General features: G+C 71.3%; 29 protein-coding genes. 6 read left to right on the forward strand and 23 right to left on the reverse strand.

The features are described 5' to 3' along the window. Nucleotides 1–43: 43 nt before the first annotated feature. The 3 genes from QSK39_RS26930 to QSK39_RS26940 all read right to left on the reverse strand — a co-directional run bounded on the left by QSK39_RS26930 (nt 44) and on the right by QSK39_RS26940 (nt 2,486). Nucleotides 44–685 carry a class F sortase gene (locus QSK39_RS26930; RefSeq protein ID WP_285480602.1) on the reverse strand — a complete coding sequence of 214 codons (642 nt, stop codon included), beginning with the start codon at nt 683–685 and terminating at the stop codon, nt 44–46. 79 nt (nt 686–764) lie between these two features. Next, nucleotides 765–1,403, reverse strand: a complete 639-nt coding sequence (locus QSK39_RS26935) for a class F sortase (RefSeq protein WP_285480603.1) — start codon at nt 1,401–1,403, stop codon at nt 765–767. Next, a complete protein-coding gene (locus QSK39_RS26940) occupies nt 1,404–2,486 on the reverse strand; it encodes an LPXTG cell wall anchor domain-containing protein (protein ID WP_285480604.1) in 1,083 nt (360 codons plus the stop codon). A 277-nt stretch (nt 2,487–2,763) separates the two neighbouring features. Here QSK39_RS26940 and QSK39_RS26945 point away from each other — a divergent pair, with 277 nt between their 5' ends. Both QSK39_RS26945 and QSK39_RS26950 read left to right on the forward strand, forming a co-directional pair. Next, nucleotides 2,764–3,129, forward strand: coding sequence for an ArsR/SmtB family transcription factor (locus tag QSK39_RS26945; RefSeq protein ID WP_285480605.1), 366 nt, complete (start codon nt 2,764–2,766; stop codon nt 3,127–3,129). Then, nucleotides 3,129–3,542, forward strand: a complete 414-nt coding sequence (locus QSK39_RS26950) for a Fur family transcriptional regulator (RefSeq protein ID WP_284741963.1) — start codon at nt 3,129–3,131, stop codon at nt 3,540–3,542. Before QSK39_RS26945 ends, QSK39_RS26950 begins: the two co-directional genes overlap by 1 nt. A gap of 7 nt (nt 3,543–3,549) precedes the next feature. On the opposite strand, the gene QSK39_RS26955 is transcribed toward QSK39_RS26950, so the two are convergent. From QSK39_RS26955 to hrcA, 19 genes are all read right to left on the reverse strand, one after another. Then, nucleotides 3,550–4,284, reverse strand: coding sequence for a TIGR03943 family putative permease subunit (locus tag QSK39_RS26955; protein ID WP_285480606.1), 735 nt, complete (start codon nt 4,282–4,284; stop codon nt 3,550–3,552). Nucleotides 4,285–4,729: 445 nt separating this feature from the next. Continuing rightward, the gene (locus QSK39_RS26960; RefSeq protein WP_285480607.1) at nt 4,730–5,731 is read right to left on the reverse strand and encodes a permease; all 1,002 of its coding nucleotides are present in this window, start codon (nt 5,729–5,731) and stop codon (nt 4,730–4,732) included. 118 nt (nt 5,732–5,849) lie between these two features. Further along, nucleotides 5,850–6,275, reverse strand: a complete 426-nt coding sequence (locus QSK39_RS26965; RefSeq protein ID WP_284741966.1) for a YbjN domain-containing protein — start codon at nt 6,273–6,275, stop codon at nt 5,850–5,852. After that, a complete protein-coding gene (locus QSK39_RS26970) occupies nt 6,272–7,087 on the reverse strand; it encodes an isoprenyl transferase (protein WP_285480608.1) in 816 nt (271 codons plus the stop codon). Before QSK39_RS26970 ends, QSK39_RS26965 begins: the two co-directional genes overlap by 4 nt. A gap of 42 nt (nt 7,088–7,129) precedes the next feature. Beyond that, complete coding sequence (gene recO / locus QSK39_RS26975) at nt 7,130–7,891, reverse strand: DNA repair protein RecO (protein ID WP_285480609.1); 762 nt, start codon at nt 7,889–7,891, stop codon at nt 7,130–7,132. 59 nt (nt 7,892–7,950) lie between these two features. Further along, on the reverse strand, nt 7,951–8,415 hold the full coding sequence (locus QSK39_RS26980; protein ID WP_285480610.1) for a CD225/dispanin family protein: 465 nt from the start codon (nt 8,413–8,415) through the stop codon (nt 7,951–7,953). A gap of 69 nt (nt 8,416–8,484) precedes the next feature. Continuing rightward, nucleotides 8,485–9,468 (reverse strand): RDD family protein, encoded by a 984-nt coding sequence (locus QSK39_RS26985; RefSeq protein ID WP_285480611.1) that lies wholly within the window; start codon nt 9,466–9,468, stop codon nt 8,485–8,487. A gap of 185 nt (nt 9,469–9,653) precedes the next feature. Beyond that, entirely contained in the window at nt 9,654–10,103 is a 450-nt protein-coding gene (locus tag QSK39_RS26990; protein ID WP_285480612.1) for a DUF2752 domain-containing protein, read from the reverse strand. Next, a complete protein-coding gene (locus QSK39_RS26995; protein ID WP_285480613.1) occupies nt 10,100–10,429 on the reverse strand; it encodes a CD225/dispanin family protein in 330 nt (109 codons plus the stop codon). The genes QSK39_RS26990 and QSK39_RS26995 overlap by 4 nt, the downstream gene beginning before the upstream one ends. 28 nt (nt 10,430–10,457) lie before the next feature. Further along, a complete protein-coding gene (locus tag QSK39_RS27000; RefSeq protein WP_285480614.1) occupies nt 10,458–10,763 on the reverse strand; it encodes a CD225/dispanin family protein in 306 nt (101 codons plus the stop codon). Between the two features lies 1 nt (nt 10,764). Then, the gene (gene era / locus QSK39_RS27005; RefSeq protein WP_285480615.1) at nt 10,765–11,661 is read right to left on the reverse strand and encodes a GTPase Era; all 897 of its coding nucleotides are present in this window, start codon (nt 11,659–11,661) and stop codon (nt 10,765–10,767) included. Then, nucleotides 11,658–11,996 carry a cytidine deaminase-like protein gene (locus tag QSK39_RS27010; RefSeq protein WP_284741975.1) on the reverse strand — a complete coding sequence of 113 codons (339 nt, stop codon included), beginning with the start codon at nt 11,994–11,996 and terminating at the stop codon, nt 11,658–11,660. Before QSK39_RS27010 ends, era begins: the two co-directional genes overlap by 4 nt. Beyond that, the gene (locus QSK39_RS27015; RefSeq protein WP_285480616.1) at nt 11,989–13,335 is read right to left on the reverse strand and encodes a hemolysin family protein; all 1,347 of its coding nucleotides are present in this window, start codon (nt 13,333–13,335) and stop codon (nt 11,989–11,991) included. Before QSK39_RS27015 ends, QSK39_RS27010 begins: the two co-directional genes overlap by 8 nt. 8 nt (nt 13,336–13,343) lie before the next feature. Next, entirely contained in the window at nt 13,344–13,916 is a 573-nt protein-coding gene (ybeY, locus tag QSK39_RS27020) for an rRNA maturation RNase YbeY (RefSeq protein WP_285480617.1), read from the reverse strand. Beyond that, nucleotides 13,913–14,989, reverse strand: a complete 1,077-nt coding sequence (locus QSK39_RS27025; protein WP_285480618.1) for a PhoH family protein — start codon at nt 14,987–14,989, stop codon at nt 13,913–13,915. The genes ybeY and QSK39_RS27025 overlap by 4 nt, the downstream gene beginning before the upstream one ends. Before the next feature lie 87 nt (nt 14,990–15,076). Further along, nucleotides 15,077–15,439 (reverse strand): histidine triad nucleotide-binding protein, encoded by a 363-nt coding sequence (locus tag QSK39_RS27030; protein WP_285480619.1) that lies wholly within the window; start codon nt 15,437–15,439, stop codon nt 15,077–15,079. Nucleotides 15,440–15,814: 375 nt separating this feature from the next. Further along, nucleotides 15,815–16,567: a 16S rRNA (uracil(1498)-N(3))-methyltransferase gene (locus tag QSK39_RS27035; protein WP_285480620.1), complete on the reverse strand. Its 753-nt coding sequence runs from the start codon at nt 16,565–16,567 to the stop codon at nt 15,815–15,817. A 3-nt stretch (nt 16,568–16,570) separates the two neighbouring features. Further along, nucleotides 16,571–17,740, reverse strand: a complete 1,170-nt coding sequence (gene dnaJ, locus QSK39_RS27040; RefSeq protein ID WP_284741980.1) for a molecular chaperone DnaJ — start codon at nt 17,738–17,740, stop codon at nt 16,571–16,573. 31 nt (nt 17,741–17,771) lie between these two features. Beyond that, nucleotides 17,772–18,794, reverse strand: coding sequence for a heat-inducible transcriptional repressor HrcA (gene hrcA / locus QSK39_RS27045; RefSeq protein WP_285480621.1), 1,023 nt, complete (start codon nt 18,792–18,794; stop codon nt 17,772–17,774). Nucleotides 18,795–19,035: 241 nt separating this feature from the next. Here hrcA and QSK39_RS27050 point away from each other — a divergent pair, with 241 nt between their 5' ends. Genes QSK39_RS27050 through QSK39_RS27065 form a run of 4 tightly spaced genes read left to right on the forward strand, consistent with a single transcriptional unit; the run spans nt 19,036 to nt 21,447 of the window. Continuing rightward, the gene (locus QSK39_RS27050) at nt 19,036–19,440 is read left to right on the forward strand and encodes a YbaB/EbfC family nucleoid-associated protein (RefSeq protein WP_285480622.1); all 405 of its coding nucleotides are present in this window, start codon (nt 19,036–19,038) and stop codon (nt 19,438–19,440) included. Further along, on the forward strand, nt 19,440–19,766 hold the full coding sequence (locus QSK39_RS27055) for a type VII secretion target (protein ID WP_285480623.1): 327 nt from the start codon (nt 19,440–19,442) through the stop codon (nt 19,764–19,766). The genes QSK39_RS27050 and QSK39_RS27055 overlap by 1 nt, the downstream gene beginning before the upstream one ends. Then, nucleotides 19,763–20,959 (forward strand): hypothetical protein, encoded by a 1,197-nt coding sequence (locus tag QSK39_RS27060; protein ID WP_285480624.1) that lies wholly within the window; start codon nt 19,763–19,765, stop codon nt 20,957–20,959. Before QSK39_RS27055 ends, QSK39_RS27060 begins: the two co-directional genes overlap by 4 nt. Continuing rightward, nucleotides 20,956–21,447 carry a hypothetical protein gene (locus QSK39_RS27065; protein ID WP_285480625.1) on the forward strand — a complete coding sequence of 164 codons (492 nt, stop codon included), beginning with the start codon at nt 20,956–20,958 and terminating at the stop codon, nt 21,445–21,447. The genes QSK39_RS27060 and QSK39_RS27065 overlap by 4 nt, the downstream gene beginning before the upstream one ends. Here QSK39_RS27065 and QSK39_RS27070 read toward each other — a convergent pair. Then, the gene (locus QSK39_RS27070) at nt 21,428–22,288 is read right to left on the reverse strand and encodes an aldo/keto reductase (RefSeq protein ID WP_285480626.1); all 861 of its coding nucleotides are present in this window, start codon (nt 22,286–22,288) and stop codon (nt 21,428–21,430) included. The two genes, QSK39_RS27065 and QSK39_RS27070, sit on opposite strands and share 20 nt — an antisense overlap. Nucleotides 22,289–22,334: the final 46 nt, after the last annotated feature.

Consider the following 22,334-nt stretch of genomic DNA (forward strand, 5'->3'; position numbering starts at 1 on the left):
AACGTCCAGGGTATCCGCCTGGGCCCAGGGCTTTTCGCGCAGGCTACGGCCGGGACACCAGCGATGCCGTGACGACCCGGTTGTCCTCGTACCCCTCGCTCCCGCCGACGTACTCGCCACCGCAGGTGACCAGGAGCAGCTTGTGCGGGCCGTCCGGGTCGAACAGCTGCTCCGAGCGGCCGGCCAGCTCGGACTTGTGGATGGTCTCGGCCGCGTCGACCCGGTAGACCCAGGCACCGCCCGCGGCGTCGGTCAGCTTGACCTCCTGGCCCTGCTTGACCTGCCAGAGCTCGGTGAACGGGCCCTTCTTGCCCTTCCAGTTCACGTGCCCGGACAGCAGGGCGACCCCGTGGTCGGCGCCCAGCTTCGCGCCCCACCACGCGGCTTCGTCGAGGCCTTCGGGGATCTTGAGGGCGCCCGCGTCGTCGAGGTCCTCCTGGACGAGCTTCGCGGCTCCGCCACCGGGCAGGGACAGCTGCGCGGGAGCCTGACCGGTGTCCTGCTTCGCGGGCTGGTCGGCGGCCGCCACCGGCGTGGTCGTGCCGTTCGCACCGGCCGGTTCATCCTTTCCGGTGAAGATGAGCAGCGTGGCGACGAGCGCCGCGACCAAGAAAGCGCCGGCGACGCCGACGATCCACCAGCGGCCGGGGCCCTGCTTCCGCTCCGCCGGACTCTGCTCCTGCATGCGCTTGTGCTCCTTCGCTGTCGTGCCGTTGCGAAGACACACATGCGCCGGCGGGCGCAGGAGGTTGCACCGAACTCGGTCAGCCCGTGGGGCGCGTCACCAGCCGGGCCGTGACCAGGCGGTTCTCGTCGTAGCCCTCGGTGCCGCCGACGTAGTCGCCGCCGCAGGTCACCAGCACCAGGCGGTGCGGGCCGTCCTGGCCGAACCACTTCGCGGCCTGCTCCGGCAGCGTCTCCTTCGGCAGCGTCGTCACGGTGTCGACGCGGTAGACCCAGCGGCCGCCCCGCGCGTCGACCACGCTCACCTCGTCGCCGTCGCGCATGCGCCAGAGCTCGTCGAACGGCCCCCGCTGCCCTTCCCAGTTCACGTGCCCGGACAGCAGCGCCGCGCCCTGGGCCGCGCCCAGCTTCGCGCCCCACCAGGCCGCGTCGCCCAGGCCGCGCGGGATCGGGAGCACGCCGCGGTCGGTGAGCTCCGTGCGGACCAGGCGGGCGGTGGCGCCGTCGGGCAGCCGGACCGTGCCCGGGCGCTGCTGCGCGGCGGACTCGCTGTCCGCGGGCAGCACGGCCGGGGCCGCGTTCTCCCCCGGCAGCGAGCCGGGCGGGGGCGCGGCGGCCTGCGTGGCCGTCGGCGGCAGCCAGGTCAGCACGATGACCCCGGCCGCGAAGGCGGCCACGGCCAGCGCCGCCGAGACGGCGGCCAGCCCGGTGCGCAGCACCTAGTCCGTCCCGGACTTGCGCCGCCTGCCGAGCAGCAGCGCGACGGCCCCGAAGAACACCCCGCCGAAGAGCAGCCCGATGCCGAGCGGGACGCGCGAGCCGTCCCCGCCCGTGTCGGGTGCGGCCGCGCCGAGGTACCCGGCCGGGACCTGCGTCGGCACCGCGGCCTGCGTCGCGCTCGTGCCGCCGCCGGTGTTTCCCGCCTTCGCGACGAAGCCCTTCGGCACCGAGCAGCTGACCCCGCCGAGCACGATGTTCGTCTGGACGTCCTGTAACGCGGCGCCGGCCGCGTCCTTGACGTGGGTGGTGATCTCGACGCGCCAGCCGGCGACGGCGGTGTAGTCGCCGCCTCGCCAGCCGTCCTGGCGGATCAGCTGGTCGAACGCGCCGACGCGGGTCAGCTTGAGGTCGGAGAGGGTGGTGTCCTTGCTCGCGTTCGCGATGTCGCCGGGCGGGCCGAGCCGCAGGTTCTTCAGCTCGAGGCCGGCGGTGCCGCCGGGCATCGGGACGATGCCGAGCCCGCCGTCCTGGCGCACCCACAGCCGGGTCACCGACGACGTGCCGGTCAGCTTCGACGGCGCGGTGCAGTCCACCGCCGTCTTCGCGCCTTCGAGCACGAGCACGGTGTTGTCGGCCGCCTTCGCGCCGCCCTGCCAGTTGTCGCGCAGCGCGTAGCTGGTCTCGGCGACGGCGGTGGGCACGGTGGTCGCCTGCAGCGCGGCGACGACGTTGTGGTCGCGGCTCGCGACGCCCGCCGGGTAGGGATTGCCGTTGGTGTAGCGGCCGAGGTCGATCTGGTAGTGCCCGCCGAAGGTGGCGCGCTCGCCGTCGTCCTTGGGGACCGTGACGCGGTCCGTGCCGAGCTTCGACTGGCCGGGCAGCAGCGGGGAGCGCTGGGTCTCGGTGATCAGGGCGCCGCCGTGCTGGCCTTCGCCGCCGATCCGGACCGACGCGATGTTCGCGAACGAGACCGGCCCGGTCTTCTCGTCGACGGCCTGGCCCTGCGCCCCGGCGACCCCGGCGCCGACCAGCGGGAAGAGGACGGCCGTCAGCGCGGCTGCCTTGCTTGCGAAACGGGTCATGTCTCCCCACTGCGGTCGTTCGGGCGGGTCGCCAGCGTACGAGAAGCGACGAAACGCTCCGCGACAACCTTGCACCGTCGGCCACGACATGCGAAGCCGAAGTGGCAATATCCCACGAACTCACCCGAATGGAGCAATACGACCGGCCGTAGTTCGCAAGGCGAGCTGACGGAGTGGGTGCTACCGCGGGGAACACTAGGATGGGTGGTGCCGTTATCGGCAATGACTACGGAATTCATGGTCGCCGGCGGCGATGACGAGCAGCGGGGAGGCGGGAATGGCGACAGTCACCGGAGGTGGCGCCCAGCCGGGCCTCGCGGAGTGCGCGCCGGCGGCGGCCGTGGCACCGGCGCACCCGCCGTCGTCGGTCCTCACCGACGCCGGCGACCTGCTGCGCGCGCTGGCGGCGCCGGTCCGGATCGCGATCGTGCTGCAGCTGCGCGCGGCCGACCGGTGCGTGCACGAGCTGGTGGACGCCCTCGACGTCGCCCAGCCGCTGATCAGCCAGCACCTGCGGGTGCTGAAGACCGCCGGGGTGGTCCAGGGCGAGCGCCGCGGCCGCGAGGTCGTCTACCGGCTCGCCGACGACCACCTGGCGCACATCGTCGTCGACGCCGTCGCCCACGTGCAGGAAGGAAAGTGATGAACACCGTCGCCCCGCGTGGCCAGGCCCCGGTGCCCGGGCGCCGTTCGACCCGCCAGCGGGCCGCGGTCGTCGAGCTGCTGAGCACCGTCGACGACTTCCGGTCGGCCCAGGAACTGCACGACGAGCTGCGCAAACGCGGCGACGGCATCGGCCTGACGACGGTGTACCGCACGCTGCAGTCGCTCTCGGAGGCGGGCGAGATCGACGTGCTCCGCACGGATTCGGGCGAGGCGATCTACCGGCGCTGCTCGGCCCACCACCACCATCACCTGGTGTGCCGCCTGTGCGGGCGGACGGTCGAGGTCGAGGGCCCGGCGGTGGAGCGCTGGGCGGAGAAGATCGCGGCCGAGCACGGCTTTTCGGAGATCTCGCACACGGTGGAGATCACCGGGACTTGCGCGGAGCACTGACCGGCGCTCAGTACTCGTAGGGGTCCTTCGGGGCCGGGACCGTCGCCATCGAGGCCAGCGTGAAGTCCGGCGTGTAGCTGTTGTCCTTCGTGGCCGTGCCGGGGACGACCTGGCCCGTCACCCGGATCCACGCGTCGCTCGCCAGGTAGTCGGCTTCGCCGCCGCGGAGGTGCACCGTCACCGGGAACGCGTCCGCCGCGCAGCAGCTGATCACCAGGCGGGCCAGCAGCGTGCGGCCGCCGGTGTGCACGATGAAGCCGGTCAGGGAGACGGTGCGGTTGTCGAGGGTGCCGGCCGCGTCCCAGCCCGCCCGGCTGACGAACTCGTTCACCGTCAGCGGCACGACGTTCCCGGTGGGCAACGGCGGGAAGGCGGCAGCGTTGGCGGCGGCCGCGCTCGCCGGGACCCGCGCCTCGGTGCGGAGCACGGAGTCAGCGCCGAGCGCGGGCGGCGCGACGAGGAAGACGGCCAGCACCGGCACCAGCAGCAGCCAGGCGGGCCGCGCCGAGTGGGAGTGCTCGTGGTGCTCGTCGTGGTCCGGCGCGGCGGCGGCTTTGGCCCGCACGGCCAGGAGATCGCGCACGACGGCGACGGCCCCGAGCAGCACCATGACGGCCCCGCCGGCGATGATCCACGGCTGTTGCGCCGGCTTGACGTACCGCAGGTAGTCGCCGTTGACCGCGATCTTGACCAGCGCACCGCCGAGCAGGATCAGCAGGATGTTCTGGGTTTCGCGCTTCACGCGGCCTCCAGGGTCGAGGAGTGACGGCGCGAGGGACCGAACCCGGCGATCGGCGAGACAAACGGCGCCTCCACCGCCAGCAGCGACCGCGGCCGGCCACCGATAGCCGCGGCAGGCGGCAACTCGTTGTGTGCCAAGGACTTCCGGCTCACGCCCGAGCCCCAGAAGCCGCCGGACCGCAGTCCCCGTCCGGCACGCAACAACACCTTGCCTAACGCCAGCCTCCAGCCGGCCCCCGGCAACGACCGCGCACGGCCGCCGAACCCAGCAACGCGCCCAGCAGGCGGCGACTCGGTGTCCGCCTGAGACTTCCGGCCCACGCCAGAGCCCGGGAAGTGACCCGACCGCAACCCCCGCCCCGCGAGCAGCGGCTCCCGGCCCACGCCCGCACCGCGAGAGCGGCGTGCCGACACCCGCGAACCAGCCATCGAATCAGCCGGATTCGTCATGACACCCCCACCACCAAGCCCGCCACCACGGCGCACGCCACCGCCACCACGAACGTCGCCGGGGCGAAGCGGGCCGCGAATGACTTGCCGAACGTGCCTGCCTGCAACGCGAACAGCTTCACGTCCACCGCCGGGCCCACCACCAGGAACACCAGCTTCGGCAGCATCGGCATCGCCGTCAGCGAGGCCGCCACGAACGCGTCCGCCTCGCTGCACAGCGCCAGCACCACCGCCAGCACCGCCATCACCACGATGCCCAGCACCAGCTGCTCGCCCAGCACCCCGAACCAGCGCGCCGGCACCAGCACGTTCAGCGCCGACGAGATCAGCGCCCCCAGCACCAGGAACCCGCCCGCCTCGACCAGGTCCGTGCGGGCCGTCTCGGCGAACACCCGCCACCGCTGCCCGCTCGCCACCTCCGGCAAGCGCCGCAGCGCGCGGGCGGTGATCCACTCCAGCTTGCCCCAGCGGGCCCACAGCCAGCCCATCACCATCGCCGTCGCCAGTGAACCCGCGAAGCGCGCCAGCACCATCTCCGGCCGGCCCGGGAACGCCACCGCCGTCGCCACCAGCACCACCGGGTTCACCGCCGGCGCCGCCAGCAGGAACGTCAGCGCCGCCGCCGGTGCCACGCCCTGCCCCATCAGCCGGCGCGCCACCGGCACCGAAGCGCACTCGCAGCCCGGCAGCGCGACCCCGGCCAGCCCCGCGACCCCGACCGCCGCGCCGGCTCGCCGGGGCAGCACCTTCTCCAGGACCCGGGCCGGCACGAACGCCGCGATCGCCCCGCTGATCAGCACGCCCAGCACGAGGAACGGCAGGGCCTGCACGCAGACCGCGACGAACACGGTCGAGCCGGTGCGCAGCGCGGGCACGTCGAACGCCCGCTGCAGCCAGCCCTGGGCCAGGATCGCGACCAGCAGGATCGCGCACAGCACCTCGACAGAGCTGATGCGGAACCGGCGGGTGCGCCGGGCCGAGTCGGAAACGATGTTCACGAAGGCGATGATGCCAGCACGGTCCGACAGCGAGAGCGCCGCACAGCCGCGAACGGTCGAGAAGTGCCGGATTCCGGCCGGAATCCGCCGTTCGCGACGAAAAGCCGCCCCGAGTGGGTTACTCGCCGGGCACGATTCCCGGCAAATCGGTCCGCAGCTGCGACGCCGTCGACACGACCAGCATCAGCAGCGTCCCGAGCGCCGCCGCGTCCAGGCCCGCCGCCGGGAACGCGTACCGCAGCGTCACGTCCACGCCGTTGTCCGAGTGCCCGACACCCAGCGTCCCGAACAGCCCCTGTCCCGCCCGCTCGGCGACGGCGATCGACAGCTCCGGCCCGTCCGCGAGGTCCCAGCCGACCACGCAGGTCAGCGTCAGCACGGTCAGCCCCTCGCCGAGCCGGGTCGCCTGGATCACGCACGGGACGTCGCCGTGGGAGAACGTCAGCGCGCCGTCGTCGTCGACGTGCACCTCGAGGTAGCGCTCGAGCGACTCCTTCGCCTGCGTCAGCAGCTCCGCGGTCTCGGCCGCTTCGGTCGCGCTCATGACGAAGACGCCTGGTCGACAGCGGCACCGAAGCGGCGATCCCGCTTGGCGAACTCCAGGCACGCGCGCCACAGGTGCGTCCGGTCGAAGTCCGGGAACAGCGTGTCCTGGTAGACCATCTCGGCGTAGGCCGATTGCCACAGCAGGAAGTTCGACGTCCGCTGCTCGCCCGAGGGCCGCAGGAACAGGTCCACGTCCGGCATGTCCGGCTGGTACAGGTACTTGCCGATGGTCTTCTCGGTGACCTTCGCGGGGTCCAGCTTGCCGTCCGCGACGTCCCGCGCGATCCGCTGCATCGCGTCGCCCAGCTCGGCGCGGCCGCCGTAGTTGACGCACATCGTCATGTTCAGCGCCGTGTTGTGCTTGGTCTTCTCCTCGGCCGCCTGCAGCTCCTTGATCACCGACGCCCAGAGCTTCGGCCGCCGCCCGGCCCAGCGGATGCGCACGCCGATCGAGCCGAGGTAGTCGACCTGGCGGCGGATGGTGTCGCGGTTGAAGCCCATCAGGAACCGCACCTCTTCGGGGCTGCGCTTCCAGTTCTCCGTCGAGAACGCGTACACCGAGAGCCACTTGACGCCGATCTCGACCGCGCCGGCGGCGACGTCGATCATCACCGCTTCGCCGCGCTTGTGGCCTTCGATCCGCGGCAGGCCGCGCTGGTTGGCCCAGCGGCCGTTGCCGTCCATGACCAGCGCGACGTGCTTCGGGACCAGCTCGCGCGGGATTTCCGGCGGCTTCGCGCCGGACGGGTGCGGATCCGGGGCTCGCAGTTCGTACCGCGACGCCTTGTTCTCGCGTCCCCTGCGCAGCACTGCGAGCCTCCCTGGATGGGTGAAAACCGATCAGGCCCGACCCTACTGCCCGCGCACCACAGGCTCCCGAGCGCGTCGCTCGACCAGGGGCAAGGACCGGAGCTGCCGCTCCAGATGCCATTGCAGGTGGGCCGCGACCAGGCCGCTCGCGTCGCGGCGGGTGCCCGGCAGGGCCGACTCGGCCAGCGGCCATTCGCCGTGCAGGAGAGCGGTGAGCAGGTCGATGACCTCGGGCGCGGGGTGCACGCAGCCGGGCACGCGGCAGTCCTGGCACATCGAGCCGCCGGCCGTGACGCTGAACGCGACGTGCGGCCCGGGCAGGCCGCAGCGGGCGCATTCGGTGAGCGCGGGCGCCCAGCCGGCGTAGGACATCGCGCGGAGGAAGAACGCGTCGAGCACGAGGGACGCGTCACGCTCCCCGGCGGCGAGGGACCGCAGTGCGCCGCAGACGAGGAGGTAGAGCTTGAGCACCGGTTCGCCCTCTTCGGCCGAGAGCCGGTCCGCGGTTTCGGCGATCGCGCTGGCCGCGGTGTAGCGCTGGTAGTCGGCGACCAGCGGCAGCGCGAAGGCGTCCACGGTCTCGACCTGGGTGATCACGTCGAGCGTGCGCCCGGTGTAGAACTGCACGTCGACGTGGCCGAACGGCTCCAGCCGGGCCCCGAACCGCGAAGACGTCCGCCGCACGCCCTTCGCGACGGCGCGGACCTTGCCGTGCCGGCGCGTGAGCAGGGTGACGATCCGGTCGGCCTCACCCAGCTTGTGCGTGCGCAACACCACCCCGGTGTCGCGGTAGAGGTTCACCACCCCGCCATCGTCCCACTCGCAGGCGATGCCGGGGTGGTGCGCCCCGCGGAATCACAGGATCAGCAGTAGTAGCCGTAGCAGGTGCTGACGGCCACCGCCGAGGCGATGATCACGATGATCGCCACGACGCAGCCGATGCTGCCCAGGATGGTGGAGATCAGGCAGAGCGTCTTGGTGGTGCGCGACGCCTGCTCCGCCATCATGTAGTTGCCCTGCATCTTGTACGTGCCGACCTCGTTCGACTTCATGATCGCGAAGATGCCGAGGATGAGGCCGCCCAGGAAGAGCGAAGCGATCGCCCAGCCTTTGTAGTCCTTGATGGCGTTGATGTCGCCACCGCCGGGCATGCCGTAGCCGGGCGTGCCGAAGCCGCCGGTCGGGGGCTGGCCGTACGGCGCGGGCTGGCCGTAGGCGGGCATCCCGCCCGACGGCGGCCCGTAGCCGGGCTGCTGCGGCTGCTGGAAACCACCGGACTGCGGCTGCTGGCCGTAGGGCGGCTGCTGCTGGCCGTAGGGATTGGTCATGAACGTCTACCCCAATTACTCGTGAACGTCCGCCGGGTCACTCCGGCGGTGGTGCGGAAACGGCTTGCTTCAGTGGTGCGGCGGCTGGTCGTTCGGCGGCTGGCCGAACTGGCCCGGTTGGAGCTTCTGGGTGGCTTCGGGTTCGCCCTGGCCTTCGGGGCGGAGCATCTGGGTGCGTTCGGCCTGCTCGTCGAAGGCGGACGGCGGCTGCTGGCCGGGCGGCGGCGCCAGCGGCTGGCCGAAGCCACCGGACTGCGGCTGGTCGAACCCGCCCGGCTGCGGCTGCTGCCCGAAGCCACCCGGCGCGGGCTGCTGCGGGAACCCACCCGGCTGCGGCTGGTCGAAGCCGCCGGACGGGGTCTGCTGCGGGAACCCGCCGGGCTGCTGGCCGAACTGGCCGGGCTGCTGCCCGGGCGGCGGGTAGCCACCGGCGAACGGCTGCGCGCCGGGCTGGCCCGTGCCGGGCTGCCCGTAGGGGCCGGCGTCGTCGGCGTTGACGACGACCGTGCCGACGATCTTGTCGGCGAGGGTCTGGGACTTGTCGTCCCACAGCGGCCACAGCCAGCCGACGTAGCAGATGACGCCGTCGACGAAGTGGGCGAGGTCGCGGACGAACGCCATGCCGGCGCCGATCGGCTGCCCGGTGGCCTCGCTGACGAGCTTGATCTTCGCGACGCGCTTGCCGAGCGACTGGCCGGTGTTGCCCTGCTGGATCCAGCGGTTGAAGACCGCCCAGCCGATCCAGGCGAGCGTGCCGAGAATGACGACGATCTGCAGGATGCCGATCTTCCCCATGATCGCCACGATGATGAAGATCAGGTACAGCAGGGCCAGCGGCCCCATGTCGATGAGCCAGCCCAGCGCGCGCTGGCCCCAGTTCGCGTAGTTCTGCGGTGCGCCGAAGGGGTTTCCCGGCTGGCCGAACGGCGCCGGCTGCCCGTAGGGCGCGGCCTGCCCGTACGGCGGCGGCGCCTGACCGGGCGGCGGCTGTCCGAACGGCTGCTGGCCGCCGGGCTGCTGCCCGAACGGCTGCTGACCGTAGGGATCGGTCATCTGGGTATCCCCCTCGCTGATCACTCCACCGCACGCTGCGCGCGGAATCCGGTGCGAATGTACGGCACTGGTCCGCGGGAGCGTACTCGGTTCACCTGCGGCCGCGCTGCCAGGCATCCACTGTCCGGGTGAACCGGACGAGCCTCCGACGCGGTGCGTGGCGAAGCGGTTCCCGTGCGTCGAATTCAGACGCGCAGGCCGGTGAACGGGGCGAACGGGAGGTTGCGAATGACGAACCAGACGACGAACACGACGCCGACGGTCAGCGGGGTCCAGCGCCAGTGCAGCCAGCTGTTCACCCAGCGGCCGCGCAGCCGCCCGACCGTCCAGGCGATCGTGCTCCAGACGAAGAGCAGGATGAACACGAGCGACACGGCGTTGTAGTGCAGGGCCGCGGGCAGGTCGCCGTGCATCAGGCTGTACGCCATCCGCATGCCGCCGCAGCCGGGGCAGTCGATGCCGAGCAGCGCCTTGGTCGGGCAGACCGGGAGCCAGCCGCCGGGGGTGGTGGGGTCGCCGATCAGGACCGCCGCGCAGCACACGCCGAGCCCGCCGACGACGGCCATCGGGGCGCTGAGCGCGCGCAGGGTGGCCTTGGCGCCGCGGGCGGGGTATCCCGTGTAGACGGTCGTCATGGCATCAGCGACCAGAACGAGACGCCGACGAAGGCGAACATGACCAGGATGAACACCAGGTAGAGCGCGAGCAGGATGCCGGAGGAGATCGCCGACCACATCGCCCACTTGCGGGCTTCGTCGGCGGCCCGGTGCGCTTCGGCGTGGAAGCCCTGGAACCACAGGGAGTTGACCTGGCTCGCCTTCACGATGGCGACGATACCCAACGGCAGGCAGCACATCACCGTCGCCAGGATCGCCCAGACCAGGTTGTTGTCCGGCGGCGGCCCGTAGTTCGGCACCCAGCCGTGGGGCGGCGGTGGGTACTGCGGGTAGGGCTGGGTCACCGGGGATCGCCTCCTGCTGCCGTGGTCGTCAGTTCGACGCGGCGTCGTCGGTGAGCGTTCCGAAGAGCAGGACGATCGTCACGATCGCCGCGACCCACAGCACGGCGCCGGCGACGGCGGCGACGATCGCCCACCGCCGGGCGTCGCGGGCCGACGCGAGGGCGGCGTCCTGGTCGCCCTGGGCCCAGAGCTTCTCGACCTTGGCGGCCTGGTAGATCGACAGGGCGCCGAACGGGAGGCAGCACAGGATCGCGCTGACGATCCCCCAGACCAGGTTGCTCGCGGGGGGCGGCCCGGGGTTGTAGTCGGCGGGCGGGCGCGGGCGCTCGGTCACGTCAGAACCCGAGCCGGCGCAGCTGCCGGGGGTCGCGCTGCCACTCCTTGGCCACCTTGACGTGCAGGTCGAGGTAGACCTTGGAGCCGAGCAGCGCCTCGATGTTCTTGCGGGCGGCGGCGCCGACCTCGCGCAGCCGCTCGCCCTTGTGCCCGAGGATGATGCCCTTCTGGCTGGGCCGCTCCACGTACAGGAACGCGTGCACGTCGATCAGGTCGTCGCGGCCTTCGCGCGGCAGCATCTCCTCGACGGTGACGGCGATCGAGTGCGGCAGCTCGTCGCGGACGCCTTCCAGCGCCGACTCGCGGATCAGCTCGGCGACCAGCGTCTGCTCGGGTTCGTCGGTGAGCTCGCCGCCCGGGTAGAGCTGCGGGCCCTCGGGGAGCTTCTGGACGAGCAGGTCCGCGAGCGCGCCGACCTGGAAACCGTCCACGGCGGACACCGGGATCAGCTCGGCGAACTCCATGACGTTCTGCAGCGCCAAGAGCTGCTCGGCGACCTGCTGGGGCTGGACGAGGTCGGTCTTGGTGACGATGCCGATGACCGGCGTGCGCTTGGCGATCTTCTGCAGCTCGGCGGCGATGAACTTGTCGCCGGGGCCGATCTTTTCGTCGGCGGGCACGCAGAACCCGACGACGTCCACTTCGGACCACGTCGTGTGCACGATGTCGTTGAGCCGCTCGCCGAGCAGGGTGCGCGGCCGGTGCAGGCCGGGGGTGTCGATGAGGACGAGCTGGGCGTCCTCGCGGTGCACGATGCCGCGGATCGCGTGGCGGGTGGTCTGCGGCTTGCTGGAGGTGATCGCGACCTTGGTGCCGACGAGGGCGTTGGTCAGCGTCGACTTGCCGGCGTTGGGACGGCCGACGAAGCAGGCGAAGCCGGAGCGGTGTTCGGTCATCGCTCCAGCACCTCGATGACCGCGCCGCTCGGGTCGGCGAGGATGATCGGCGCGTACTTGGCGATGTCGCGGATCGCGTGCCGGGAAGCTTCCTTGAGCAGGCCTTCGCCGGTGACGACGGCGGCCGCTTCGATGCCTTCGGCGCCGCTGGACAGCGCGGCGGCGACGGCAGCCTGCAGCGCGGTGAGCTTGAACGACGGCTGGTCGACCGTGCCCGCCGCGTAGGTGCGGCCGTCGGTGTCGCGGATCGCGGCGCCTTCGGCGGCCTGGATCCGGGCGCGCGAGGACCGGGCGAGGGTGACCAGCTTCTGGTCCTCCGCCTCGAGGTCAGGCATGTTCGACGCTCCTGTCGCGTTCGTCGGGGTGGGGCAGGCGGGTGCGGCGCCGGGTGGTGCGGTCGGCCGGGTCGGTCATCGCCTCGGCGTCGGCCGGGTGCACGACCACCGAGGTGATCCGCATGCGGCCGCGCCGGTCCTTGCCCCCTTCGGCGAACAGCCGAAGGCCGGCGACCTCGGCTTCGGCCCCCGGTAGCGGGACCCTACCCAGTCGTTCCGCGAGCAGCCCGCCCACGGTCTCCACGTCGTGGTCTTCGAGGTCGATGCCGAAGAGCTCGCCCAGGTCGTCGACGGTCATCCGGGACGACACGCGGACGGCGCCGCCGGTGAGCTCCTCGACCTCGGGGCGCTCGTCGGCGTCGGACTCGTCGGTGATCTCGCCGACGATCTCCTCGAGGACGTCTTCGATGGTGAGCAGGCCGGCGGTGCCGCCGTACTCGTCGACGGCGATCGCCATGTGGTGGTGCGAGCGCTGCATCTCCTTGAGGAGCTCGTCGAGCCGTTTCGAGTCGGGGACGAAGGAGGCTTCGTTCATCAGGGTGTCGACGACCGTGCTCGACCCGTCCGGGTCCATGTAGGCCGACATCAGGTCCTTGATGTTGACGACGCCGACGATGTCGTCGACCGAGTCGTCGATCACCGGGAGCCGGGTGAAGCCGGTGCGCAACGCCAGGGCGAGGGCTTGGCGGACGGTTTTGGTGCGCTCGATCCAGACGATCTCGGTGCGCGGCACCATGACCTCGCGCGCGATCGTGTCGCCGAGCTCGAACACCGAGTGGATCATCTCGCGCTCGGAGTCTTCGACGACGCCGCGTTCCTGCGCGAGGTCGACGAGCTCGCGCAGCTCGACCTCGGAGGTGAACGGGCCTTCGCGGAAGCCCTGACCGGGGGTGATGGCGTTACCGATGAGGATGAGCAGCCGGGACAGCGGGCCGAGGACCGAGCCGAGGACGCGGACGGGCCCGGCGACGTAGCGGCCGATGCGGTAGGGGTGCTGGCGGCCGAGGGTGCGGGGGCCGACGCCGATGAGGACGTAGCTCACGACGATCATCACGACCGCTGTGACCAGCACGGCGACGCCGAGTGGCGCCAGGCGGGTGCCGATGAAGACGGTGACCAGCACGGTGGCGGTGAGTTCGCAGCCGAGGCGCAGCAGGAGCAGCAGGTTGATGTGCCGGCGTCGTTCGACGACGACCGCCGCGAGGTGGCAGGCTCCGGGCAGCCCGAGCCGGGCGAGGCCTTCGGCCCGGGCTTGCGACACGGTGCTGATGGCGGCGTCGGCCGCCGCGAACACGCCCGCGAGGAGCACGAGCGCGATCGCGAAGAGGAGCTGGACCATGGCCGGCGCTAAGGCGTTTCCCCGGCGGGTGGTTCGGCGGCCGGGGTGGTGGCCGCGTCGAGCCCGGCGATGCCGAGGACGCGGTCGTCGGTGTTGCGCTGGGCGTCGCGCTTCTGCAGGGCGGCGACGGCGTCCTGGTACTCGCCGAGGATGCGCTTCTGGAGGGCGAACATCTCGCGCTCTTCGGCGGGTTCGGCGTGGTCGTAGCCGAGGAGGTGGAGGCAGCCGTGCACGGTGAGCAGGTGCAGCTCGTCGATCAGCGCGTGGCCCGCGGTCTTGGCCTGGTCCTTGGCGAAGGCCGGGCAGAGCACGATGTCCCCGAGCAGGGCCGGGGACGCGTCGGGCGCGTCCGGGCGGCGGGAGGAGTCGAGCTCGTCCATCGGGAAGGCCATGACGTCGGTGGGACCGGGGAGGTCCATCCAGCGTTCGTGCAGGTCTTCCATGACTTCGAGGGTGACGAGCAGGATGGAGAGCTCGGCGAGCGGGCTGACCTCCATCTTGTCGAGGGCGTAGCGCGCGGCCGAGACGATGGACGTCTCGTCGACGTCGACGCCGGACTCGTTGGCGATTTCGATGCTCAACGCCGGTTGCCCTTCCAGCCGTTGCCCTGCTGCTGGTCCTGGGCGTCCTGCACGGCCTGCCACTTCTCGTAGGCGTCGACGATGTCGCCGACGAGCTTGTGCCGGACGACGTCCTGGCTGGTCAGTTCGGAGAAGTGGAGCCCGTCGACGCCGCCCAGGATGTCGCGGACGACGCGGAGGCCGCTGCGCTGCCCGTTGGGCAGGTCGATCTGGGTGATGTCGCCGGTGACGACGATCTTGGAGCCGAAGCCGAGCCGGGTGAGGAACATCTTCATCTGCTCGGGCGTGGTGTTCTGGGCCTCGTCGAGGATGATGAAGGCGTCGTTGAGCGTGCGGCCGCGCATGTAGGCGAGCGGCGCGATCTCGATGGTGCCGGCCTGCATGAGCCGCGGGATCGACTCGGGTTCGACCATGTCGTGCAGCGCGTCGTAGAGCGGCCGCAGGTAGGGGTCGATCTTCTCGTTGAGGGTGCCGGGCAGGTAGCCGAGGCGCTCGCCGGCTTCGACGGCCGGGCGGGTCAGCACGATGCGGGTGACCTGCTTGGCCTGGAGGGCCTGGACGGCTTTCGCCATGGCGAGGTAGGTCTTGCCGGTGCCGGCGGGGCCGATGCCGAAGACGACGGTGTGCTTGTCGATGGCGTCGACGTAGCGCTTCTGGTTGAGCGTCTTGGGCCGGATGGTCTTGCCGCGGCGGGAGACGATGTTGAGGCTGAGGACCTCGGCGGGCGAGGCGTCTCCGGTGGAGAGCATGCCGATGGTGCGGCGGACGGTGTCCGGGCCGACCTGCTGCCCGCCGGTGGCGAGGGTGACGAGGTCGGCGAAGACGCGTTCGGCGAAGGCGACGTCGGCGGGGGTGCCGGTGAGGGTGACTTCGTTGCCGCGAACGTGCACGTCAGCGGCGAGAAGTTCCTCGGCGACGCGGAGGTTCTCGTCACGGGAGCCGAGCAGGCTGAGCGCGGCGGCGTCGGGGATGGGGAACCGGGACTGCGCGGCCTGGACGGCGGCATCCTCGGTCTTGGCGACGTCCCCGGGGACGTCGGGTCGGGCGGCTCCACCCGGTACGGTTCCGGCCACGTGGCCTCAGGCCTGCTTTCTCGGTGAGGGAGATCGGACCCCACCGATGCTACTGGCACCCACCGACAGAACGCAGACGGGTTTCGCCTAGTCCTGCTCAGGAGCCCCGAAGAGCCCGAGAGGCTCCCCACCCAGAACATGGGCATGAACATGAAAAACGGTCTGCCCGGCATCAGAGTCGGTGTTGAAGACAACCCGATACCCACTCTCAAGGACACCCTCAAGCTCAGCAACCCGCCGAGCGCTCAGAGCAACATCGGCCAGCAGCTGCGGATCAGCGGCGGCAAGCTCCCCCAGGTTCCGATACCGAGTCTTGGGCACAACAAGCACATGGACCTTCGCTTGAGGCCGAATATCCCGAAAGGCAAAGGTGGTGTCGTCCTGGTAGACGACATCAGCAGGGATCTCACCAGCAATGATCCGCTCGAAGAGAGTCTCGTCCTCACTCATGAGAGACACCCTATCGACAGAGAGCCGCGATACGAGACAGGCACCGAGCGGCACAGGCGGGGGGTCCGGGGGGAACCCCCGGCGGGGGTCTGGGGGTCCGACCCCCAGAGAACACAACGAACGCGAAGCGGCCCACTGAGTCGAGCGAAGCGAGAGGAAGGGGGCCGCGGAGCGGTAGACCCTGGGGGTCGATCTACCGCCACCGCGGCGGCCGCCGGACCGAGGGGGGAGGTGCCCGGCGGGGTCTGTGCTATCCCAGTGGCGCGCCGGACCCGGAAACGGTGTGTGGCGCGTTAGTAAACGAGAGTAACGGGTCGGAGTGTGATCGCGCCATAACTGGGCGCAAAATCGGGGGTCTTTTTTCCGGTGATCTTTTCACCGCCACCGGCTGGTGAGGGCGCCCAGCGCGCCGAGGGCGACGGCGGCGGCGGTGGACGTGCGCAGCACCGTCGTGCCGAGCCGGACGGCGCGGGCGCCGGCTTCGCGCAGCGTGTGGAGTTCTTCGTCGGTGATGCCGCCTTCCGGGCCCACCACCAGCAGCAGGTCTCCGGTGTCGGGGAGGGTGAGGTCGGTGAGGCGGTCGGGGACGTCGGACTCGAGGACGACGGCGAGGGACATCGTGGCGGCGAGGCCGGCGAGCTCGCGGGTGCCGGCGGGTTCGGTGATGTCGGGGACGTGGGCGCGGCGGGCTTGCTTGGCAGCCGAGCGGGCGGTGGCGCGCCAGCGGGCGAGGGCTTTGCCGCCGCGGCCGCCGTCGTCCCACTTGGCGACGCTGCGGGCGGCGCGCCAGGGGACGATCGCGTCGACGCCGGCTTCGGTGGCGAGCTCGACCGCGAGTTCGCCGCGGTCGCCTTTGGCGAGGGCCTGGGCGAGCACGACGCGCAGGGCGGGTGGTTCCTCGGTCCAGCTTTCCTCGACCGACAGCGTCAGGGCGGCGTCGCGGCCGGGCTGGACGGCTTCGACGACGCAGCGGGCCATGGTGCCCGCGCCGTCGGAGAGGACGAGCCGCTCCCCCGTGCGCAGGCGGCGGACCGTGGCCGCGTGCCGGGCTTCCTCGCCGTCGAGGACCGTGCGCCCCGAAGCGGGCACGGAGGTGGCGAGGAAGACCGGCAGGGTGGTGTCGGGCACGGGTCAGCGGTGGTTCTTGGCGCGCAGCTTGGAGAACAGGCCGCCGTGCTTGGCGCCGTTGGACGCCAGCGTGGGGACTTCCTCGCCGCGCTGCTGGGCGAGTTCGACGAGGAGGTCGCGCTGGGCTTCGTCGAGCTTGGTCGGGACCACGACGTCGATGTGGACGTGGAGGTCGCCGCGGCCGTCGACGCGGCCGGAGGACCGCAGCCGGGGCATGCCCTTGCCGGTGAGGACGAGCTCGGCGTTGGGCTGGGTGCCGGGTTCGACGTCGAGTTCGTAGTCGCCGTCGACCAGCGTCGAGATGGGCACCGTGGCGCCGAGGGCGGCGGTGGTCATCGGGATGCGGAAGTTGCAGTGCAGGTCGTGGCCCTGGCGGACGAAGACCTCGTGCGGGGTCTCGTCGATCTCGACGTAGAGGTCGCCGGCCGGGCCGCCGCCGGGGCCGACCTCGCCCTGGCCGGACAGGCGGATGCGCATGCCGTCGCCGACGCCCGGCGGGATCTTCGCGGTGACGTTGCGGCGGGCGCGGATGCGGCCGTCGCCGCCGCACTGGCGGCAGGGGTCGGGGATGACCTCGCCGAAGCCGCGGCAGACCGGGCACGGGCGGGCCGTGACGACCTGGCCGAGGAAGGACCGCTGGACGGACTGGACCTCGCCGGCGCCGCCGCAGGTGTCGCACGTCTTGACGCCGGTGCCTTCGGTGGTGCCGGCGCCGCGGCAGAGGTCGCAGACGATCGCGGTGTCGACGGCGATCTCCTTGTCGACGCCGGTGGCGCAGTCCTCGAGGGACAGGCCGAGCCGGATCAGCGCGTCGGAGCCGGGCTGGACGCGGCTGCGCGGGCCACGCCCGCGGCCGCCGCCACCGCCGCCCGCGGCACCGAAGAAGGCGTCCATGATGTCGCCGAGGCCGCCGAACCCGGCGAACGGGTCGCCGCCGCCCCCGCCGCGCGCGCCGCCGTCCATCGGGTCGCCGCCGAGGTCGACGATCTTGCGCTTCTGCGGGTCGGACAGCACCTCGTAGGCCGTGGTGACCTCGCCGAACTTGTGCTGCGCGTCTTCCGACGGGTTGACGTCGGGGTGCAGCTCCCTGGCCAGCTTCCGGTACGCGCGCTTGATGTCCTGATCGCTCGCGTTCTTGGCCACCCCGAGGATGCCGTAGTAGTCCCTCGCCACCGTCTCTGCTTCTCCTTCTGCTCTGCCCGGCTCAGCGGCCGGCCAGGATCTGCCCCACGTAGTTGGCGACCGCGCGCACCGCGGCGATCGTGCCGGGGTAGTCCATCCGGGTCGGGCCGACCACCCCCATGCCGCCGAGCACCATGTCCTGGCCGTATCCGATCGAGACGACCGAGGTGCTGCGCATCTGCTCGTCCTCATTTTCCTCACCGATGCGGACCGTGATCGCACCGGGGTTGCGCGCGGCGGCCAGGAGCTTGAGCACGACCACCTGCTCCTCGAGGGCTTCGAGGACCTGGCGCAGCGAACCCGGGAAGTCGGCGACGTTGCGCGTGAGGTTCGCGGTGCCGCCGAGGACCAGGCGTTCTTCGGGGTGTTCGGCCAGCGACTCGACGAGCACGGTGGTGACGCGGATGAGCGCGTCCCGCAGCTCGCCGGGCGCCTGGTCGGGCAGCTCCGCGACGCGCGCCGCTGCGTCGTTGAGCCGCCGGCCGGACATCGCCGTGTTGAGCACGGACCGCAGCCGCGCCACGTCTTCTTCGGTGACGACGTCGCCGAGGTCGACCGTGCGCTGGTCGACGCGGCCGTTGTCGGCGATCAGCACGAGCATCAGCCGCGCCGGGGTGAGCGGCACCACTTCGAGGTGGCGCACCTTGGCGTTGGTCAGCATCGGGTACTGGACGACGGCGACCTGCCGGGTCAGCTGCGCGAGCAGCCGGACCGAGCGGCGGAGGACGTCGTCGAGGTCGGTGCCGCTGTCGAGGAAGGTGGTGATGGCCCGGCGCTCGGCGGCGCTCAGCGGCTTGATCTCGGAGAGCCGGTCGACGAAGAGGCGGTAGCCCTTGTCCGTCGGGACGCGGCCGGCGCTGGTGTGCGGCTGGGTGATGTAGCCCTCTTCTTCGAGGGTGGCCATGTCGTTGCGCACGGTGGCGCTCGAAACCCCCAGGTTGTGCCGCTCGACGATCGCCTTGGAGCCGACCGGTTCCTGGTTGGAGACGTAGTCGGCGACGATCGCGCGCAGCACGTCGAAGCGGCGCTCGTCCGCGTTGGCCACCGGTTCCTCACCTACTTCGCTCGCTGCTCAGCTTGAGTTTACGGAAGCCCGGGCCGGTCGCGCTCGACCCCGCCCACCCGGGCCCGGGTAAAGAACGCACAAATGAATTCCCATGCGTTGTTCTCCCAAAAATTCTCCGGGTTGTCGGCGGAACCGAAACGGGGTTTGCTGCCTCTGATCCGCATGCCCTTCCCTTACTTCCGAGGTCGCCGTGAACACAGTTGAACCCGCTTCGGCCGGTATGCCCGAAATCGCCCGGCGCGCCGCGGAGGCCAAGGCCCGCCTCCAGCGGATCTCGGCGACCGCGACGAGCGCCGACGGCGCCGTCACGGTGACCGTCAACACCAGCGGTGCGCTGCAGGAACTCGCCTTCGGGCCGCGTGCCGACGAGCTGCCGCGCGCCCGGCTCGCGGCGGCCGTCGTGGCCACCGCGAAACGCGCCCAGCTGCAGGCGGCCCAGCAGCTCACGAGCGTGATGGCGCCGGTGATCGGCGCCGACAGCGACGCCATGGAATTCCTCCGGGAACAGATTCCGGAGCCCGAAGTGCCCGAAGAGGAATCACCTCGGGAATTCACCCGGAAACCGCCGCCGCGGCCGGGTGACGACGAAGACTTCGGCGGCCCGATCCTGCGCCGGGGGCTCTGATGGCCGACCGCGCGATGAAGGTCGACTTCGACGTCCTCGGCGGCCACGAGGACGAGATCCGGGAGATCGCCGACCGGGTGCAGCAGGCGGTCGAGGCCGCCGGCACCGCCGGTGCGCTCGACTTCGACGCGTTCGGGCTGGTCGGGCAGGTGTTCGCGGTGCCGATCCAGGGCTGGGTGGACACCGCCGACGGCTTCCTGAGCGCCGCCGTCGAGGCCGGCCACGAGGTCGCGGACCGGGTGAAGACCGCGCACACGGCGTTCCGCGACCACGAACAGCAGACGAAGTGCCTGATCGAGGGCATCGGCAAGGAGCTTCCGGCATGACCGAGAACGCACTGGTCGCGACGGCCGAGTCGCCGGGCGGCTTCTGGAGCGGCATGGGCGACGGCTCGAAGGGCGAGCTGGACAACCTCAACGCCCAGACCGGCGGCGCGGGCATCTTCAGCGATGCCGCGTCGACGCTCACCGACGCCCGCAACGGCGACTGGGGCAACCTCGCCATGGACGTCGGCACGGACGCCCTCGACCTGCTCGGCGCGGCGATGGACCCGCTCGGGACGCTGGCCGGTGCCGGTGTCGGCTGGCTGATCGAGCACATCAGCTTCCTCAAGGACGGCCTCGACAAGCTCGCCGGCAAGCCCGAAGCCGTCACCGCCAAGGCCGTGACCTGGACGAACATCTCCAAGCAGCTCACCGAAACGGCCGAGAGCTACGAGCAGCAGGCCAAGAAGGTCCAGCAGTCCTTCAGCGACTGCGGCTCCGCCGAGGCCTACCAGCGGACGGCCGAGAGCTACGTCAGCGTCCTGCGCGGCGCGGCGTCGCACGCCGGGGACGCGTCGACCGCGATGAACGTCGGCGCGGCGCTGGTCGGCACCGAACGCGGGCTGATCCGCGACATGATCTCGTCGTTCGTCGGCGAACTGATCGTCAAGGCCCTGGCCGCGCTCGCCGCGTCCTGGTGCACCTTCGGCGGCACGATCGCGGCGTTCATCGCCGACACGGTCGTCGAGGGCGGGGTGCTCGCCGAGAAGATCAGCACGCGCATCGCGAAGGTCGTCGAGAAGCTGGAGAGCCTGGCGAAGGGCGCGGGCAAGTCGAAGGCGGCCCTCGAAGGCGCGGCGAACGCGCTGAAGAAGGTGGGCAAGGGCGTCGACAAGCTCGTGGACAAGAGCGTCGACACGGCGGCGGGCATCGAGCGCAAGGCGAACGAGCTGAAGCAGGCCGGCAAGGAGGCGAAGTCCGCCGAGGAGACGGCCAAGGGCTGGAACGAGGCCGCTGAGTCGCACGTCCCCGGCCGCGAAAAGCTCGAAGGCGCGGGCGACAAGTATTCGGAGGACGGCCGCAGCGCGCTCAAGCCGGCGGAGTGGCAGAGGGCCGGCGGCTACCCGGGGTGGAGCACCGCGGACACCGTCGGTGTCGTGACCGAGGGCCGCCGTCAGGAGAACGAGCAGATCGACCGCTACCACGAGGGCCGAGAGGCCTACGAGAAGGAACACCCCGAGGGCGAGGCCGAGTGATCGAGCAGGCCGAGGTGGAGCTGGCCAATCGCCACGGCCGGCTCCACCCGTCGCAACGGGGGAAGCTGCTCGACCTCAACTTCTGGGTGGCGGCTGTCCTGGTCGTCGCCGGTCTCGTGGTGGCGGTGCTGCTCGCCGCCGTGGCGGAGACCGCCGCCGAAGTCCTCGGCACCCTCGTCCCGATCCTGGCGATCACCGCCTGGTTCGCGTTCGTCTGCCGGCGCCGGCTGGCGGACGTGCGGAGCGGGCAGCTGGTCGCGACCACGGGCTGGACCCACGACTTCGGCAGGCAACGACCCGAAGGCGACTACCCGATCGCGCTCTCCACGCGGCTCAGCCAGGGCTACAACGAGCACTTCTACCTGAAGGCGGGCGGCCGGACCTACCCGCTGGAGCGGAAGCTCCGCGAGCGGATCCGGCCGGAGCAGGTCAACACCGTGCTGATCGCCCCCCGGTCCAAGCTGCTGATCAACGTCCTGCCGGCGTAGCACCGATCGCGTCGAACTCGGCATCGGTCAGCTCGATGTCCGCGGCGGCGACGTTGTCCTCGAGGTGCGCGACCGACGACGTGCCGGGGATCGGCAGCACGACGGGCGACCGCTTGAGCAGCCAGGCGAGCGCGAGCTGCGACGGCGAGGCGTCGTGCTCCTTGGCGAGCCTGCTCAACGGGCTGTCCGGCCCGGCGAGCGCGCCGGTGGCGAGCGGGAACCACGGGATGAAGGCGATGCCGTGTTCGGTGGCGTGGTCGAGCAGCGGCTCGGCGTCGCGGTTGGCCAGGTTGAACAGGTTCTGCACGGAGACGATCTCCGCGGTCCGCTGCGCTTCCTTCAGCTCGGCCACGGTGACCTCGGACAGCCCGATGTGCCGGATCTTGCCTTCGTCCTGGAGCTTCTTCAGCTCGCCGACCTGCTCGGCGACGGGCACCTTCGGGTCGATCCGGTGCAGCTGCAGCAGGTCGATCCGGTCGAGGCCGAGGTGCCGCAGGTTCAGCTCCACCTGCTGGCGCAGGTACTCGGGGCGGCCGACCGGGATCCACTGGTTCGGCCCCTGCCGGGTGAACCCGGCCTTGGTGGCGATGACGAGGCCGTCGGCGTAGGGGTGCAGTGCTTTCTTGATGAGCAGGTCGGCGACGAACGGGCCGTAGGAGTCGGCGGTGTCGATCAGCGTCACACCGAGCTCGACGGCCCGCCGCAGCACGCGCACGGCCTCGTCGGGATCCTTCGGGTCGCCCCAGACTCCGGGCCCGGTCAGCTGCATGGCCCCGTACCCGAGCCGGGTGACCGGGAGGTCACCGCCGAGGGTGAAGGTGCCGGAGTTCTTCGCGCTCATTCGTCGTCCTAACGTCGTCCGCGGGCCCCTCGGGTTGAACCCGGCG

The organism is Amycolatopsis sp. NBRC 101858, assembly GCF_030269325.1.
GTDB lineage: Bacteria > Actinomycetota > Actinomycetes > Mycobacteriales > Pseudonocardiaceae > Amycolatopsis > Amycolatopsis ponsaeliensis.

Bases quoted from the DNA above. Each gene is read 5' to 3' on its own strand.
- QSK39_RS26930 (WP_285480602.1), bottom strand. From the start codon at position 685: ATGCAGGAGCAGAGTCCGGCGGAGCGGAAGCAGGGCCCCGGCCGCTGG.
- QSK39_RS26940 (WP_285480604.1), bottom strand. From the start codon at position 2,486: ATGACCCGTTTCGCAAGCAAGGCAGCCGCGCTGACGGCCGTCCTCTTC.
- QSK39_RS26945 (WP_285480605.1), top strand. From the start codon at position 2,764: ATGGCGACAGTCACCGGAGGTGGCGCCCAGCCGGGCCTCGCGGAGTGC.
- QSK39_RS26950 (WP_284741963.1), top strand. From the start codon at position 3,129: ATGAACACCGTCGCCCCGCGTGGCCAGGCCCCGGTGCCCGGGCGCCGT.
- QSK39_RS26965 (WP_284741966.1), bottom strand. From the start codon at position 6,275: ATGAGCGCGACCGAAGCGGCCGAGACCGCGGAGCTGCTGACGCAGGCG.
- QSK39_RS26980 (WP_285480610.1), bottom strand. From the start codon at position 8,415: ATGACCAATCCCTACGGCCAGCAGCAGCCGCCCTACGGCCAGCAGCCG.
- QSK39_RS26985 (WP_285480611.1), bottom strand. From the start codon at position 9,468: ATGACCGATCCCTACGGTCAGCAGCCGTTCGGGCAGCAGCCCGGCGGC.
- QSK39_RS26990 (WP_285480612.1), bottom strand. From the start codon at position 10,103: ATGACGACCGTCTACACGGGATACCCCGCCCGCGGCGCCAAGGCCACC.
- era (WP_285480615.1), bottom strand. From the start codon at position 11,661: ATGACCGAACACCGCTCCGGCTTCGCCTGCTTCGTCGGCCGTCCCAAC.
- QSK39_RS27010 (WP_284741975.1), bottom strand. From the start codon at position 11,996: ATGCCTGACCTCGAGGCGGAGGACCAGAAGCTGGTCACCCTCGCCCGG.
- QSK39_RS27015 (WP_285480616.1), bottom strand. From the start codon at position 13,335: ATGGTCCAGCTCCTCTTCGCGATCGCGCTCGTGCTCCTCGCGGGCGTG.
- QSK39_RS27030 (WP_285480619.1), bottom strand. From the start codon at position 15,439: ATGAGTGAGGACGAGACTCTCTTCGAGCGGATCATTGCTGGTGAGATC.
- QSK39_RS27050 (WP_285480622.1), top strand. From the start codon at position 19,036: ATGCCCGAAATCGCCCGGCGCGCCGCGGAGGCCAAGGCCCGCCTCCAG.
- QSK39_RS27055 (WP_285480623.1), top strand. From the start codon at position 19,440: ATGGCCGACCGCGCGATGAAGGTCGACTTCGACGTCCTCGGCGGCCAC.
- QSK39_RS27060 (WP_285480624.1), top strand. From the start codon at position 19,763: ATGACCGAGAACGCACTGGTCGCGACGGCCGAGTCGCCGGGCGGCTTC.
- QSK39_RS27070 (WP_285480626.1), bottom strand. From the start codon at position 22,288: ATGAGCGCGAAGAACTCCGGCACCTTCACCCTCGGCGGTGACCTCCCG.